This window comes from Streptomyces sp. NPDC000878 (assembly GCF_053599695.1).
This window is the reverse complement of sequence record NZ_JBSFMT010000016.1, coordinates 15,540-31,822: the sequence shown is the minus strand read 5'-3', so window position 1 is coordinate 31,822 and position 16,283 is coordinate 15,540. Positions and strand designations below refer to the sequence as shown.

At 70.7% G+C, this 16,283-nt stretch carries 9 protein-coding genes and 1 pseudogene; 9 read left to right on the top strand and 1 reads right to left on the bottom strand.

The window, feature by feature from the left end; genetic code table 11:
- The first annotated feature begins 72 nt into the window (after positions 1-72).
- The 9 genes and pseudogenes from ACWDR4_RS16800 (at position 73) to ACWDR4_RS16760 (ending at position 15,616) form a co-directional block, all read left to right on the top strand.
- Positions 73-507, top strand: a complete 435-nt coding sequence (locus tag ACWDR4_RS16800; protein ID WP_450409133.1) for an ATP-binding protein — start codon at positions 73-75, stop codon at positions 505-507.
- A 331-nt stretch (positions 508-838) separates the two neighbouring features.
- A complete protein-coding gene (locus ACWDR4_RS16795; protein ID WP_450409131.1) occupies positions 839-3,241 on the top strand; it encodes a sodium-translocating pyrophosphatase in 2,403 nt (800 codons plus the stop codon).
- A gap of 195 nt (positions 3,242-3,436) precedes the next feature.
- Entirely contained in the window at positions 3,437-4,033 is a 597-nt protein-coding gene (locus tag ACWDR4_RS16790) for a small secreted protein (RefSeq protein WP_450409130.1), read from the top strand.
- A 94-nt stretch (positions 4,034-4,127) separates the two neighbouring features.
- Positions 4,128-5,651: a DUF7059 domain-containing protein gene (locus ACWDR4_RS16785; protein WP_450409128.1), complete on the top strand. Its 1,524-nt coding sequence runs from the start codon at positions 4,128-4,130 to the stop codon at positions 5,649-5,651.
- 516 nt (positions 5,652-6,167) lie between these two features.
- Entirely contained in the window at positions 6,168-6,365 is a 198-nt protein-coding gene (locus ACWDR4_RS16780; RefSeq protein WP_450409127.1) for a hypothetical protein, read from the top strand.
- A gap of 271 nt (positions 6,366-6,636) precedes the next feature.
- The gene (gene topA / locus ACWDR4_RS16775; protein ID WP_450409125.1) at positions 6,637-9,483 is read left to right on the top strand and encodes a type I DNA topoisomerase; all 2,847 of its coding nucleotides are present in this window, start codon (positions 6,637-6,639) and stop codon (positions 9,481-9,483) included.
- Positions 9,484-9,651: 168 nt separating this feature from the next.
- A complete protein-coding gene (gene tmk / locus ACWDR4_RS16770; RefSeq protein ID WP_450409123.1) occupies positions 9,652-13,038 on the top strand; it encodes a dTMP kinase in 3,387 nt (1,128 codons plus the stop codon).
- 132 nt (positions 13,039-13,170) lie between these two features.
- Entirely contained in the window at positions 13,171-14,376 is a 1,206-nt protein-coding gene (locus tag ACWDR4_RS16765) for a DNA polymerase III subunit delta' (RefSeq protein ID WP_450409121.1), read from the top strand.
- A 95-nt stretch (positions 14,377-14,471) separates the two neighbouring features.
- Positions 14,472-15,616: pseudogene (locus tag ACWDR4_RS16760) on the top strand (IS630 family transposase).
- Positions 15,617-15,644: 28 nt separating this feature from the next.
- On the opposite strand, the gene ACWDR4_RS16755 reads toward ACWDR4_RS16760, so the two are convergent.
- Complete coding sequence (locus ACWDR4_RS16755; protein ID WP_450409120.1) at positions 15,645-16,274, bottom strand: TetR/AcrR family transcriptional regulator; 630 nt, start codon at positions 16,272-16,274, stop codon at positions 15,645-15,647.
- Positions 16,275-16,283: the final 9 nt, after the last annotated feature.

Sequence of the window (16,283 nt, the reverse complement as noted above, 5' to 3'; positions counted from 1 at the left end):
AAGTTAACGAGGGGGGTCCGGGTCTCGGCGACCTGGCCCCCTGACCGCACGCCCGTATTCCGAGGGGGATGCATGGCCACCGTTGAACTCCGCTTCAGCGCGCTGCCCGAGCACGTCAGGACCGCCCGACTGGTGGCGGCAGCGGTGGCGCGCAGGGCCGGAGTGGACGAGGCCGTACTCGACGAGGTGCGACTCGCCGTCGGCGAGGCCTGTTCGCGTGCCGTCGGACTGCACCAGAGCAGTGGCATCTCGGACCCGGTGCGGGTGACGCTGATCGAGGAGGAGAAGCAGTTCTCCATCGAGGTCGGTGACGAAGCGCCCCGATCGGCTCCCGGCGACAACGCTCCGGGGGCCGGCGGCGACGCGGACGTGGATGCCGAGGAGGACGAGATGGGCCTCGCGGTCATCAGCGGCCTCGTCGACGACGTCGAGGTCACCGCAGGGGAGAACGGCGGATCTATCCGCATGAGCTGGCCAATCACGCCGCCGGTCACGCTCCTCCCCTGATATTCGACGCCGACCTCAACCCCGTACAGCCTCAAGGGCCCTGCTGAGCAGGGCCCTTGGCGTTTTTGCCGACGGGTTCCGGAATTAGTGAAGCTATTCACGATCCCTTCGTGAAGCTATTCACGATCAGTCACACGGCAATTCGATCACGAATTCGATCACGCGTGAATGCGTCTGCGGCATTACGCCATGCGGGTCAATGGATCTTCTGTCGATCATTTGCTGAATAGCATGGGGCGATCTATTCCGTTTCCGCGTACTGTTTTGATCAGGTTCAGGTACCTACAATCCGTCCACATCTTGAGCTCAGCCCAAGCGTCAAGGAGGACGAATGGCGGGGCTTTCTACCCCTCATCGGTTCGATCAACCCACAACCTTCGCAGCCGCAGTACTGACCGACGACAACCGTCTGCTCGTGATGGTCATCGGGGTCGTCGCCCTGGCGGCGCTCGTGGTCGCCGGGGTGCTGGTGCGCCAGGTGCTCGCGGCGGGCGAGGGCACCGACAGCATGAAGGAGATCGCGAAGGCGATCCAGGAAGGCGCGAACGCCTATCTGGCACGGCAGTTGCGCACGCTCGGCGTATTCGCCGTGATCGTGTTCTTCCTGCTGATGCTGCTGCCCGCCGACGACTGGAATCAGCGCGCCGGACGGTCGGTGTTCTTCTTGATCGGCGCCGCGTTCTCCGCGGCCACCGGCTATATCGGCATGTGGCTCGCCGTGCGCAGCAATGTGCGCGTGGCAGCCGCGGCGCGGGAAGCGACTCCGGCGGAAGGCGAGCCGGAAAAGGATCTCACCGACGTCTCCCACAAGGCGATGAAGATCGCTTTCCGTACGGGCGGTGTCGTCGGCATGTTCACGGTGGGCCTCGGCCTGCTGGGCGCCTCCTGCGTGGTGCTGGTCTACGCGGCCGACGCGCCGAAGGTGCTCGAAGGCTTCGGCCTCGGCGCCGCCCTCATCGCCATGTTCATGCGGGTCGGCGGCGGCATCTTCACCAAGGCCGCCGACGTCGGCGCCGACCTGGTCGGCAAGGTCGAGCAGGGCATCCCGGAGGACGACCCGCGCAACGCCGCGACCATCGCCGACAACGTGGGCGACAACGTCGGCGACTGCGCGGGCATGGCGGCCGACCTCTTCGAGTCGTACGCCGTGACGCTCGTCGCCGCGCTGATCCTCGGCAAGGCCGCCTTCGGCGACGCCGGGCTCGCCTTCCCGCTCCTGGTGCCCGCGATCGGCGTCCTCACGGCGATGGTCGGCATCTTCGCGGTGGCGCCGAAGCGGTCCGACCGCAGCGGCATGAGCGCGATCAACCGCGGCTTCTTCATCTCCGCGGTGATCTCGCTCGCACTCGTCGCGATCGCCGTCTACGTCTACCTGCCGTCCACGTACGCCGAACTCGACGGGATCACCGACGCCGCCATCGCCGCCAAGGACGGCGATCCACGCATCCTCGCGCTCCTCGCGGTGGCCATCGGCATCGTGCTGGCGGCCCTGATCCAGCAACTGACCGGCTACTTCACCGAGACGACCCGCCGTCCCGTCCGGGACATCGGCAAGAGCTCCCTCACCGGCGCGGCCACCGTCGTCCTCGCCGGTATCTCCATCGGGCTCGAATCGGCCGTCTACACCGCCCTGTTGATCGGCCTCGGCGTGTACGGGGCGTTCCTGCTCGGCGGTACGTCCATCATGCTGGCGCTGTTCGCGGTGGCACTGGCCGGCACCGGCCTGCTCACCACGGTCGGTGTGATCGTGGCGATGGACACCTTCGGGCCGGTCTCCGACAACGCGCAGGGCATCGCCGAGATGTCCGGCGACGTCGAGGGCGCGGGCGCGCAGGTCCTCACCGACCTGGACGCCGTCGGCAACACCACCAAGGCCATCACCAAGGGCATCGCCATCGCCACGGCCGTCCTGGCCGCGTCGGCGCTCTTCGGGTCGTACCGCGACGCGATCACGACCGCGGCGCGCGAGGTCGGCGAGAAGGTCGGCGAGGGCGGGCCGATGAACCTCGTGATGGACATCTCGCAGCCCAACAACCTGGTCGGCCTGATCGCCGGCGCGGCCGTCGTCTTCCTGTTCTCCGGGCTGGCGATCAACGCCGTTTCGCGGTCGGCGGGTTCGGTCGTCTACGAGGTGCGGCGGCAGTTCCGCGAGCACCCCGGGATCATGAACTACACCGAGAAACCGGAGTACGGGCGCGTCGTCGACATCTGTACGAGGGACGCGCTCAGGGAACTCGCCACGCCCGGGCTGCTGGCCGTCCTGGCGCCCATCGCCATCGGGTTCACGCTCGGCGTCGGCGCGCTCGGCGCGTTTCTCGCGGGCGCCATCGGCACCGGCACGCTGATGGCGGTGTTCCTCGCCAACTCCGGTGGTGCGTGGGACAACGCGAAGAAGCTGGTGGAGGACGGTCACTACGGCGGCAAGGGCAGCGAGGCCCATGCGGCGACCGTCATCGGCGACACCGTCGGCGACCCGTTCAAGGACACCGCGGGCCCGGCCATCAACCCGCTGCTGAAGGTGATGAACCTGGTCGCGCTGCTCATCGCGCCCGCGATCGTCAAGTTCAGCTACGGCGACGACGAGAACCTCGCCCTGCGCATCGTCATCGCGGTCCTGTCGATCGCGGTGATCGTGGGCGCGGTGTACGTGTCGAAGCGGCGCGGGGTCGCCGGGGACGACGAGGAGGAGGCACAGGGGGTGGCCAAGTCGGCTGATCCCGCCGTGGTTTCGTAGCGAGGACGGTCAGGAACCGGCCAACAAGCGGGCGGACGGCGCGTTTTGACGCGTCGTCCGCCCGCTTGGCGTGGGTTGCACGGCATTTCCGTGAGCCTTCTCTCTCTTGGTGCAAATGGCTGCAATAACACATCAAGTGGATGTCCGTCACGCTGATGTCGCCCAGTTGGCGTGTATGTTCCGGGGCCGAGAGCCATGGAAGGGACCAATCCGGTGAACAAGAAGCTCGCGGTCGCACTGTCCGGCGGTGCGGTACTGGTACTGGCGCTGTCGGGATGCAGCAGCGACGACGGCAACGAGAAGCTGGATGCCTGGGCCAAGCAGGTGTGCGACGCGGTGAAACCGCAGGCGCAGAAGATCGAGGCCGCCAACGCCGCGATCCAGAAGGAGACCTCGGACAACAGCACGCCCGAGGCCGTCCAGAAGACCGACGCACAGGCCTTCCAGGACATGGCGGACGCCTACAAGGCGATCGGAACGGCCGTGAACACGGCGGGCGCGCCCAACGTCGACGACGGCGAGACGAAGAAGACGAACGCCGTCAAGGAGCTCAACGACATCTCGACGTCCTACGCGGGCCTCAAGAAGCAGGTGGACGAACTCGACACCAAGGACCAGGCGAAGTTCGCCGACGGCCTCAAGGGTGTCGCCACCCAGCTGGACAAGCTCAGCCAGAGCGGCAACGACGCCCTGAAGGCCCTGGAGGAGGGCGACGTCGGCAAGGCGATGTCCGAGCAGGAGAGCTGCAGGACGACGACCGCGTCCCCGTCCGCCTCCTCGGCGGCCAGCTGACCTCCGCGGGAGTTTTCCACAGGCGTACGAGGTGTCCGCGCGCGTCTGTCCACAGGCGTGCGCGGCGGAGCGGCGGGGCGGACACAATGGGGGCGTGAGTAACGTCAGCCTGCACGCCCTGCCCTCCGCCGACCGCCTCGACGTCACCAAGCGCCTCCGGGCCGCCCTTCTGGCCGCCGACTTCACCGCCGACGGGCTGCTCGACCGGCTCGGCGCGCCCGCGTACGCCGCCCTGGCACGCAGCGAGACCGTGCCCGCGCTCCGGGCCACCCGTGGCGACACGCCGCTGGAACTGCTCGTACGGCTCTTCCTGTTGCAGCAATCCGTGCCCCACGCGCGCGTGGCGGGCGTATTGCCCGTCGACGACTGTGTGGCGAGCGGGTGGCTGGTCCCTGGAGAGGGCGATGAAGTGGCCGCCGCCGTCGATGTGCGGCCGTACAGCGGGCCGGACGGCGAGGACTGGTTCATCGTGTCCGACCTGGGGTGCGCGGTCGGCGGCGCCGGTGGCATCGGCAGTCACGACGAGGGTGTCGTACTCGGCGTGGGCGGTGCCTCCACGACCCTCGCCGGCATCACCGTGCGTACGCCGGTCGCCGCCGCGCTCGATCTCGGGACCGGCTCCGGGATCCAGGCGCTGCACGCCGCCCAGCACGCCACGCGCGTGACGGCGACCGACCTCAACCCCCGTGCCCTGCACATCACCGCGCTGACGCTCGCGCTGTCCGGCGCCCCGGCGGCCGATCTGCGCGAGGGCTCGCTCTTCGAGCCGGTCCGGGAGGACGAGACGTACGACCTGATCGTCTCCAACCCGCCGTTCGTGATCTCGCCGGGCGCGCGGCTCACCTACCGGGACGGCGGGATGGGCGGGGACGATCTGTGCCGCACGCTCGTTCAGGAGGCGGGGGAGCGGCTGCGCGAGGGCGGGTTCGCACAGTTCCTCGCCAACTGGCAGCACGTGGAAGGGGAGGACTGGCAGGACAGACTGCGGTCCTGGGTGCCGCGCGGGTGCGATGCCTGGATCGTGCAGCGCGAGGTGCAGGACGTCACGCAGTACGCCGAGCTGTGGCTGCGCGACGCCGGCGACCACCGCTCGGACCCGGCGGAGTACCGGGCGCGGTACGACGCGTGGCTGGACGAGTTCGAGACGCGCAAGGTGAAGTCGGTCGGGTTCGGCTGGATCACGCTGCGGAAGACCGGGGCCGCCGAGCCTTCGATCACTGTGGAGGAGTGGCCGCACTCCGTCGAACAACCGCTCGGGGACACGGTCCGGGCGCACTTCGACCGCGTGGACTACCTGCGCGCGCACGACGACGCGGCGCTGCTCGCCGCGCACTTCAGGCTGGGCGACGAGGTCGTGCAGGAGCAGGTCGGGCTGCCCGGTGCCGAGGACCCGGAGCACGTGGTGCTGCGCCAGCACCGCGGGATGCGCCGGGCCACCAAGGTGGACACGGTCGGCGCGGGCTTCGCGGGCGTGTGCGACGGCACGCTGAGCGCGGGGCGGATCCTGGACGCCATCGCCCAACTGGTCGGCGAGGACCCGGTGTCGCTGCGGGACCGGACGCCCGCGCAGATCCGGCTGCTGGTGGAGCTGGGGTTCCTGGAGCCGACGCGCGGGTGAGCGTGTCCGGTCCCGCTGCGGTGGGGCTGTCGGCTACGCCGTGCCGACCATGGTGGAGGGGGGTGCCGCGGCCGAGTTCGGTACGGCAGGTCGCGTACTCGTCCGCCGTACGGCGGTGGGAGGTACAGGGGCGGCGCGTGAGGCGCGGGGAAGCGCGCGGACGGTGCGGGCGGGCCGCTTGCGGCGCCTGGGCCGACGTAGCCCTCGGGTCGTCGCGGCCCTCGTGCCGAGTGTGCGGCGGCAGGGCCCGGGCGGCATATTCGCGCCGAGTTGGGCGGCCGGGCCGGGGCGGGACGCGCGTACCGGCTGTGAGATTCGCGGGGGTCGTGTCGCGACGGACCGTGGTCGGCCGGGCCGTTCGCGCGGGTGCTCCGGGGGCGCCCGGCGGGTACTCACAGGGACGCGGGGCCGCCGTCCGTCCGGCGTTCACCTCGGGTTCGCGCGGACGCTTCCCGGGCGTGCCAGCCTCCCGGGTCCGGGGATTCCCGGGCGGGCGGAAAAGGGGCGGGCAGGGATATGGAGAGCGGACCGGCGATCTTCGCGGGAGTGGTGTTCGCCCTGTTCGGGGGCGGGCTGCTGGTGTGGACCGCGGCCCGGGTACGGAACCGGGCGCCCGTCGCCCTCGGTGTGAGCCCCGTCGCATCGGCGGCCCTCGCGAGCGTCGTCGCGCTGGTCGCCCTCGGGGTCGGCGCATGGTGCCTCACCCGGGTGTGAGGTGCGGGAGAGACGGCCGGGCGGTGCGTACGGCGGAGGGTCCGCCGGTAACTGGGAGGTCACCCTCCGGATAGGCGCGAAGGGGCAGGTCGACACTCCGGGCGGCAGGAATGGCGGTAGTCGGGTTACCGTTCGAGTGGCCGTTGCGGGCTTTTCCCGTTTGACACGGGGGCGGGATGTACCGTCACACTCCGCAGCGTCAGCATGACCCGACCCCGGGAGCACGGCAGCCGGGGGAGACCCCCAGTGTCGACCGGAGAGAAGAGCGAAGTTGTCCCCGACCAGCGAGACCGCACACGGCGGCCGCCGACTCGTCATCGTCGAGTCGCCTGCCAAGGCGAAGACGATCAAGGGCTATCTCGGCCCCGGATACGTCGTCGAAGCGAGCGTCGGGCACATCCGCGACCTCCCCAACGGCGCCGCCGAGGTGCCCGAGCAGTACACCGGCGAGGTACGCCGCCTCGGGGTGGACGTCGAACACGACTTCCAGCCGATCTACGTGGTCAACGCGGACAAGCGGGCCCAGGTCAAGAAGCTCAAGGACCTGCTGAAGGACTCCGACGAACTCTTCCTCGCCACCGATGAGGACCGCGAGGGCGAGGCCATCGCGTGGCACCTCCAGGAAGTTCTGAAGCCCAAGGTCCCGGTCAAGCGGATGGTCTTCCACGAGATCACCAAGGCCGCGATCCAGGCCGCCGTCGCCAATCCGCGCGAGCTGAACCAGAAGCTGGTCGACGCCCAGGAGACCCGCCGCATCCTCGACCGTCTCTACGGCTACGAGGTCTCGCCGGTCCTCTGGAAGAAGGTCATGCCGAAACTGTCGGCCGGCCGTGTCCAGTCGGTCGCGACACGGCTTGTGGTGGAGCGGGAACGCGAGCGCATCGCTTTCCGTTCTGCTGAGTACTGGGACCTGACGGGGACCTTCGCGACCGGCCGCGCGGGGGACTCGTCGGACCCGTCGTCGCTGGTCGCCCGCCTCACGACCGTCGACGGCAGGCGGGTCGCGCAGGGCCGCGACTTCGACTCCCTGGGACAGATCAAGAGCGCGAACACCCTCCACCTCGACGAGGCGAACGCCCGCGCCCTCGCCGCCGCCCTGGAGAACACCAGCTTCGCCGTCCGCTCGGTCGAGTCGAAGCCGTACCGCCGCTCGCCGTACGCCCCGTTCCGTACGACGACGCTCCAGCAGGAGGCCAGCCGCAAGCTCGGCTTCGGTGCGAAGGCGACCATGCAGGTGGCGCAGAAGCTGTACGAGAACGGCTTCATCACCTATATGCGTACGGACTCCACGACCCTGTCGGAGACGGCGATCACCGCCGCCCGTGCCCAGGTCACGCAGCTGTACGGCGCCGACTACCTGCCCTCGTCCCCGCGGACGTACGCCGGGAAGGTCAAGAACGCGCAGGAGGCGCACGAGGCGATCCGCCCGTCGGGTGATCGTTTCCGCACGCCTGCCGAGACCGGCCTGACCGGTGACCAGTTCCGGCTCTACGAGCTGATCTGGAAGCGCACGGTCGCCTCCCAGATGAAGGACGCGGTCGGCAACTCGGTCACCGTGAAGATCGCGGGCACGGCCGCCGACGGCCGGGACGCCGAGTTCAGCGCCTCCGGCAAGACGATCACCTTCCACGGCTTCCTGAAGGCGTACGTCGAAGGCGCCGACGACCCGAACGCCGAGCTGGACGACCGCGAGAGCCGCCTGCCCCAGGTGAACGAGGGCGACGCCCTGTCCGCCGAGGAGCTCACGGTCGACGGGCACGCCACCAAGCCCCCGGCCCGCTACACCGAGGCGTCGCTGGTCAAGGAGCTGGAAGAGCGCGAGATCGGCCGCCCGTCGACGTACGCGTCGATCATCGGCACGATCCTCGACCGCGGCTATGTCTTCAAGAAGGGCACGGCCCTCGTGCCGTCCTTCCTGTCCTTCGCCGTGGTCAACCTCCTGGAGAAGCACTTCGGGCGGCTCGTCGACTACGACTTCACCGCCCGTATGGAGGACGACCTCGACCGCATCGCCCGCGGCGAGGCCCAGTCCGTGCCGTGGCTGAAGCGCTTCTACTTCGGTGAGGGCGCCAAGGGCGTTCCCGCTGTCGGCGGCGCGGCCGAGGCGGGCAACGGCGACGGGGACCACCTCGGCGGCCTCAAGGAGCTGGTGACCGACCTGGGCGCGATCGACGCGCGCGAGGTGTCGTCGTTCCCGGTGGGCAACGACATCGTGCTGCGCGTCGGGCGCTACGGCCCCTACATCGAGCGCGGCGAGAAGGACTCCGAGAACCACCAGCGCGCGGACGTCCCCGAGGACCTCCCTCCCGACGAGCTGTCCGTCGAGCTGTCCGAGGAGCTGCTCGCCAAGCCGAGCGGCGACTTCGAGCTGGGTGCCGACCCCGAGTCCGGCCACCAGATCATCGCCAGGGACGGCCGCTACGGCCCGTACGTCACCGAGGTGCTCCCCGAGGGCACCCCGAAGACCGGCAAGAACGCCGTCAAGCCGCGTACGGCCTCGCTGTTCAAGTCGATGTCCCTGGACACGGTGACCTTGGCCGACGCGCTCAAGCTGATGTCCCTGCCCCGGGTCGTCGGCAAGGACGCCGAAGGCATGGAGATCACCGCGCAGAACGGCCGCTACGGCCCGTACCTGAAGAAGGGCACGGACTCGCGGTCCCTCACCGCTGAGGACCAGCTCTTCACGATCACCCTCGAAGAGGCGCTGGAGATCTACTCCCAGCCCAAGCAGCGCGGCCGGGCCGCCGCCAAGCCGCCGCTGAAGGAGCTGGGCACGGACCCGGTCAGCGGACAGCCGGTCGTCGTCAAGGACGGTCGCTTCGGGCCGTACGTCACCGACGGGGAGAGCAACGCGACCCTGCGCTCCGGCGACAGCGTCGAGGAGATCACCCCGGAGCGCGGCTACGAGCTGCTCGCCGAGAAGCGCGCCAAGTCGCCCGCCAAGAAGACCGCGAAGAAGGCGCCGGCGAAGAAGGCCCCCGCCAAGAAGGCGGCCACGACGAAGACCGCCGCCGCCAAGAAGACGACGGCCGCCAAGACGACCACCGCGAAGAAGACGGCCGCCAAGAAGGCTCCGGCCAAGAAGGCGACCGCGGCGAGGGTCACGGGCGAGGAGTGAGCCTGCCGACGGTGAGGTCGCCATTGGCGGCCTGTCCCGCTGGTTGATCTTCACTTCGCCTTCGCGTGAGCTTCGTAAAATAACCGCCTCGACACCATCAGGTGTCGGGGCGGTCGCACGTGCGGACGGCAACTTCGGGCTGTCGGTGGCTGCCGATAGGCTGAAAGCATGACGCCAGCCGAGCAGCCAACGGCCATTCCCCAGGCCCCCGACGACGCGTTGGTCGCGGACTCCCGCGAACGCGCCGTCCGCGCACTGCTGCGCCAGCCCCAGCTGAAGCGGCTGTGGAGCGCGCAGCTGGTGGGCGGCGTCGGTGACGCGCTCGCACTGCTGGTCCTGGTGGTGCTCGTCCTCCAGGCGGCCATCGCCGAGGGCTCGTTCGGCGGCGGCTACCGGGGCGTGGCGCTCGCCGTGACCGCCGTCTTCGGGGCACGAGTTCTGGCCACGCTGCTCTTCGGCGCCGTCCTGCTCGGCCCGCTCACGTCGCTCACCTCCCAGGATGGCCTGCTCGACCGCCGCTGGACCATGGCCGGCGCCGACGGGCTGCGCGCCGTACTCATGATCATCGCGCCCCTGTGGATCGACTGGACGCCGGAGAACGCCCTGGCCGTCCTCCTGGTCACCGCCTTCGTGAGCGGCGTCGCCGAGCGCTTCTGGACGGTGTGCCGGGAGAGCGCGGCGCCCTCGCTGCTGCCCACGCCTCCCCCGGAGGGGGCGACGGTCCGCCCGCTGCCGGACCACATGGACGCCCTGCGGCGCCTGTCCCTGCGTACGACCTTCGTCGCGCTGCCGCTCGCGGGCGCCGCGCTCGTCGCCGCCGGGCTGGTCAACAACCTGCTGGGCACCGGCATCGAGTGGTTCGGCCGGCACCAGGGGGCCTTCGGGTCGTACGTCGCGGCCGGGCTGTTCGCCGCCTCGCTGTCCGTGCTCACCGCCCTCGAACTGCCCGACGCACGCACCCCGCGCGCGCGGTCACCGCTCGAAGGCCTGCGCCGCCCGAAGTCCGGCACGGCTCCCGAGACGGGCCGTACGGGCGCGATCCCGCTGCTCGTCCTGGCCTGCGCGGCCGTCTCCGGCGCGGTCGCGGCGGCCGTCTCCGTGGCCGTGCTGCACGCCAAGGACCTGGGCGGCGGCCCGGTGACGTACGGGCTGCTGGTCCTCGCGCTGACCGGCGGCACGGTCGTCGGCATCCGTACGGCACCGAAGGTGCTGGTGTCGCTGTCGCGGCGCCGGTTGCTCGCGCTGGCCCTCGCCTTCACCGGGGTCGCGCTGCTCGCCGCCGGGCTGGTCCCGGACGTGACGACGGTGCTGCTGATCGTCGCCCTCGCGGGCATCGGCGCGGGCGTCGCCGCCAACACCGGGCACACACTGCTCGACCAGGAGACCGAGGACCAGCGGCGGGCGCGGCTGACCGAGCATCTGCACGCGGTCGTACGGGTGTCCGTGGCGCTGGCCGCGCTGATCGCACCCCTGGTGGCGGCCCTCATCGGGCCGCACCGCCTGGAGAGCGGCAAGTTCGTGTTCGCGCACGGTGGCGCGGCGTTCACGCTGATGCTGGTGGGCGCGCTGCTGCTGCCCGTGGCCGCGCTGGTCCTGGCCAAGGTCGACGACCGGTCCGGCGTACCGCTGCGGCACGATCTGCGTGACGCGGTGCGCGGCGGGGACGACCCCGTACAGGCGCCCGCTTCGAACGGTTTCTTCATCGCCCTGGAGGGCGGGGACGGGGCCGGCAAGTCCACGCAGTCGAGGGCGCTCGCCGAGTGGATAAGGGCCAAGGGCCACGAGGTCGTGGTCACGCGCGAGCCGGGGGCGACCCCGGTGGGCAAGCGGCTGCGTTCGATATTGCTGGATGTGTCGAGCGCCGGGCTGTCGCACCGCGCGGAGGCGCTGCTGTACGCGGCGGACCGCGCGGAGCACGTCGACACGGTCGTACGGCCCGCTCTGGAGCGGGGCGCGGTCGTCATCTCCGACCGGTACATCGACTCCTCGGTGGCCTACCAGGGCGCGGGCCGGGACCTCTCCCCGACGGAGATCGCGCGGATCTCGCGCTGGGCGACCGACGGACTGGTGCCGCATCTGACCGTCCTGCTGGACGTCTCCCCGGAGGCCGCGCGGGAGCGGTTCACGGAGGCGCCGGACCGGCTGGAGTCGGAGCCGGCCGAGTTCCACGAGCGCGTACGGTCCGGTTTCCTCACGCTGGCCGCCGCCGACCCGGGCCGCTATCTGGTCGTGGACGCGGCCCAGGAGCCCGAGGCCGTCACGACGGTCGTCCGCCACCGGCTCGACCAGATGCTGCCCCTCTCCGAGGCCGAGGTGAAGGCCCAGGAGGAGGCCCGCAAGGCGGCCGAGGAGGAGGCCAGGCGCAAGGCGGAGGAAGAGGCCGCGCGCAAGGCCGAGGAGGAGCGCGTCGAGCGTGAGCGTCAGGAGACGCTGGCCCGGCTGCGCGCCGAGGAGGAGGAGCGCAAGCGCCGCGAGCTGGAGGAGGCGCAGCGCCGCGAGGCCGAACGCCAGGCCGAGGAGGCCCGGCAGCGGGCCGAGGACGCGCGCCGCCGTGCCGAGGAGGAGCGGGTACGGCTGCTGGCGGAGGAGAAGGCCCGCGCCGAGGCCGAGGCCCGCCGCAAGGCCGACGAGGACCGCCGGCGCAAGCAGGCCGAGGACGAGGCGAGGATCCGCGCGGAGGCGGAGGAACGGCGGCTGGAGAAGCAGCGCAAGGCCGAGGAGGCGCTGGTCCGGGCGGAGGCGGAGCGGAGGCGGGTCGCGGAGGCGGCGGCTTCGGCTGCTGCCGCGGCTGCTGCTTCGGCTTCGGCGGCTGAGGCTGCGGCAGCTGCTGAGGCTGAGGCTGCGGTGGGTTCTGCGGGTGCGGCTGCCGGTGGAGGTTCTGGTGCGGATTCGGGCACGGGTGCCGGTGCGGGCAAGGGCGCGGCTGGGGCTTCGGGTTCGGATTCAGGTTCGGGCTCGGGCTCGGATTCGGGTTCCGGTGAGGCGGGTGGCGGGCGGTCACGGGGTTCCGATTCGGAGGTGACGGCCAAGCTGCAGAAGCCGCCGGTGCCTTCGGGGGCGGCGGACGAGACGGCTGTGCTGCGAAAGGTTCCTCCGGGTGCCGCCGATGAGACGGCTGTGCTGCCTCCTGTGGTGCCGGGTGCGGCGGACGAGACCGCGGTGTTGCCGCCGGTTCCCTCGGGTGCCGCCGATGAGACGGCTGTGCTGCCGCCTGTGGTGCCGGGTGCGGCCGATGAGACCGCGGTGCTGCCTCCCGTACGGGAGGCACGGGAGGGCAGTGCGGGTCGGCGGGACAGTGGGCCCGCGGACCGGGTGCCGCCCGGCTTCTTCCGGGACGAGCGGGCGGACGGGCAGTCCGGGTCCGGGGCCGGTGAGGACCGTACGCGGGAGTTGCCCCAGGTCGGTGCCGACGGCGCCCCGCGCAGGCGTCCGCGTTCCGACTGGGCGGAGGAGACTCCGCTGGACGACCTGCCGACGCTGGCCGATGAACTGCTCGGACCGCGCGAGGACGATGACCGGGACGAGGGGCGGGGACGGGGCGGGCGGCGCCGCTGAGGGCCCGTGGCTGTTGCTGGTGGCGCCCGTTGTCAGTGGTGGCCCGCACAATGGACTGCGCAGGGCAAGCCGTGCGGAAACGGCCTGCCGAGGCGGCTTGACGAAATGGCGTGACGGAAGGGTGGTGTTCCCATGCCGGTGTGGGACGACCTGGTGGGTCAGGAGAAGGTGAGCGCGCAGCTGGAAGCCGCCGCGCGGGATGCCGACGCCCTGGTCACCGCCGTCGCCGCGAGGGAGCCGCTGCCCGAGGCGTCGAAGATGACACACGCCTGGCTCTTCACCGGCCCGCCCGGCTCGGGCCGGTCCACGGCGGCCCGGGCTTTCGCCGCCGCACTCCAGTGCGTGAGCCCCGACCGGGCCCTCGGCGGGGTCCCCGGCTGCGGGTTCTGCGACGGCTGCCACACGAGCATGGTGGGTACGCACTCCGACGTGCAGATCGTCCGTACCGATCTGCTCTCCATCGGCGTCAAGGAGACCCGCGACCTGGTCCGGCGGGCCCAGCTGTCACCGGCCGTCGGACGCTGGCAGGTCATCGTCCTGGAGGACGCGGACCGCCTCACGGAGGGCGCGGGAAACGTCCTGCTCAAGGCCGTCGAGGAGCCCGCGCCGCGCACGGTGTGGCTGCTGTGCGCCCCGTCCATCGAGGACGTACTGCCCACGATCCGCTCCCGCTGCCGTCTCCTCACGCTGCGCACCCCGCCGGTGGAGGCGGTCGCCGACATCCTCATCCGCCGGGACGGTATCGAGCCGAACGTCGCGCACACCGTCGCCAGGGCGACCCAGGGCCACATCGGGCGCGCCCGGCGGCTGGCGACGGACGCGCGGGCCCGCGAGCGCCGGGCCGCCGTACTCAAGCTGCCGCTCCGCGTCGAGGACGTCGGCGGCTGCCTCAAGGCCGCCCAGGAGCTGATCGACTCGGCGTCCGAGGACGCCAAGCAGCTCGCCGAGGGCGTCGACGTGAAGGAGACGGAGGATCTGAAGCAGGCGATGGGCGCGAGCCAGGGCGGCCGGATGCCGCGTGGCACGGCGGGTGTGATGAAGGAACTGGAGGACCGGCAGAAGCGCCGGAGAACGCGTACGCAGCGAGACACCCTCGACCTCGCCCTGATCGACCTCACCGGCTTCTACCGCGACGTCCTCGCCCTCCAGCTCGGCTCCCGCCTGGCGATCGCCAACATGGAGGCCGAGGACACTCTGGAGCGGCTGGCCCGCGCCGGCTCACCCGAGTCGACGCTCCGCCGCATCGACGCGATCGCCGCGTGCCGCGAGGCCCTGGACCGCAACGTGGCACCGCTGCTGGCGGTGGAGGCGATGACGCTGGCGCTGAGAGCGGGCTGAGGCTCACCGGCTCATGGCTGGTATCTAGTGCCGCATCAACCAACGTTCGCCCTGTAGTGCCGCGCTATTTGAAGGACGTGGCCGAGACATTGGTCATCCGTCACGCTGTCCTCGCGGCTGAGCGTGTGCGGGTGCGTGAGATCGATGACGACGGGCAGCGACTGCAGCGGATCGTGCGCCGGGGCACGGGGTCGGTGGTGACCTGGCGGCGGGCCCAGATGGTGTTGTTGTCCGCGCAGGGCATGCTGGTCGACAACATCGCGACGGTGACGTTCACGAGCCCGGACCGGGTCCGTGACGTGCACAACCTCAACGCCGACGGCTTCGATGCGCTCTACCCCAAGTACCGGGGCGGGCGCCCGAAGACGTTCACCCTCCTGGACGGCGGGAGATCAAGAAGATCGCCAAGTCCAAGCCCGCCGAGCACAGCCTGCCATTCTCGACCTGGAGCCTGGTCAAGCCGGCCGACTTCCTGGTCGACGAGGGGGTGGTCGACGACATCAGCCCCGAGGGACTGCGCATCCTGTTCCGCGAGGAAGGCGTCACCTTTCAACGGGTGAAGACCTGGAAGACCTCGAAAGACCCGGACTACGAGGCCAAAAAGGCCCGGGTCGAACACCTCTATGCCAGCGCCGACGGCGAAGTGATACCTGAACCAGGCGAGCCCGAAGTCATCCTCTGCATGGACGAGTTCGGCCCACTCAACCTCCAGCTCCGTCCCGGACGCCAGCGGACCGAACGCGGTGGCAAGGGCAAGGACCCCGGCCGCGAACCTCGACCGCGCCGCCGGGCCACCTACACCCGCCCGCACGGCGTGCGCCACCTCTTCGCAGCCTACGACCTGGGCAAAGACCAGCTCTACGGCCACATCAAGAAGACCAAGAACCGCAGCAAGTTCCTGGAATTCTGCCGCTACCTGCGCTCGCTGCACCTGGCGGACGTACGCATCGCGATCGTCTGTGACAACTACTCACCGCACTTGACGACCAAGCGCTGCCAGCGGGTCGGCGCGTGGGCGGCTGCCAAAAACGCCGAGATCGTCTACACCCCGACCAACAGCTCCTGGCTGAACAGGATCGAGGCCCAGTTCACCGCCCTCCGCCACTTCGCCCTCGACGGCACCGACCACCCGACCCACAAGGCCCAGGGCAGTATGGTCCGCCGATACAGCATCTGGCGGAACAAGAACGCCGCCGACCAGCGCCTCACTGCCCTCGTCCACAGGGCGAACGCCGCCTGACCCGCTGCCAACGTCTGTCTGTGGGTCGTCAGGGCCGGATCGGCGGCGCACTCATCGCTGCCGTCAGGAACGTGATCGCCCATCGCCGGGCCGCCTCGCCCGCTACGGGGGACACGCATCCAGGGGAGGGCTGCTGGTGGACCTGGAGGCGGTCGACGGCCGTCACGGCAAAGATCCCCCGCATCCGGAACCACAGCTCCTCCGGGGAAAGGCCGGGCAGTACGCGCGCGAAGGCTGCGAAGTAGCGTTCACGGACCGAGTCCTCGGCCGGGCCGGTCCAGCTGCGTGCCTCCTCGGCCGGGTCGCTGAGGATCGTCACGATCAGCCGGGACGTCCGGGCGCCGCCCTCGTCGCCGGCCGGCATCTCGTCGAGCAGCGGCCCCGCGAATGCCTCCACCAGTTCGCTGACCGGTGGGTCGGGGGTCCGGGCGAGCAATTTGTCGAGCCCGGCGCACTGGGCAGCGGTGATGGGCTCGACCACGCGGCGGACGACTGCCGCCATCAGCTCCGCCTTCGAGCCGAAGTGGTAGCCGACGGCGGCCAGGTTCGCTCCGGCGAGTTTGGTGATCGCGCGGACCGAGGTGCCGCGGTATCCGTGCTCGGCGAAGAGGTGCTCGGCCGCATCGAGGAGCTGGGTGCGGGTGTCTGGGGTCGCCACACGGGGGAC

Excerpts from the sequence above, each read along its gene's own strand:
- ACWDR4_RS16800 (WP_450409133.1), top strand. The coding sequence starts at position 73 with ATGGCCACCGTTGAACTCCGCTTCAGCGCGCTGCCCGAGCACGTCAGG.
- ACWDR4_RS16795 (WP_450409131.1), top strand. The coding sequence starts at position 839 with ATGGCGGGGCTTTCTACCCCTCATCGGTTCGATCAACCCACAACCTTC.
- ACWDR4_RS16790 (WP_450409130.1), top strand. The coding sequence starts at position 3,437 with ATGGAAGGGACCAATCCGGTGAACAAGAAGCTCGCGGTCGCACTGTCC.
- ACWDR4_RS16780 (WP_450409127.1), top strand. The coding sequence starts at position 6,168 with ATGGAGAGCGGACCGGCGATCTTCGCGGGAGTGGTGTTCGCCCTGTTC.
- tmk (WP_450409123.1), top strand. The coding sequence starts at position 9,652 with ATGACGCCAGCCGAGCAGCCAACGGCCATTCCCCAGGCCCCCGACGAC.
- ACWDR4_RS16765 (WP_450409121.1), top strand. The coding sequence starts at position 13,171 with ATGCCGGTGTGGGACGACCTGGTGGGTCAGGAGAAGGTGAGCGCGCAG.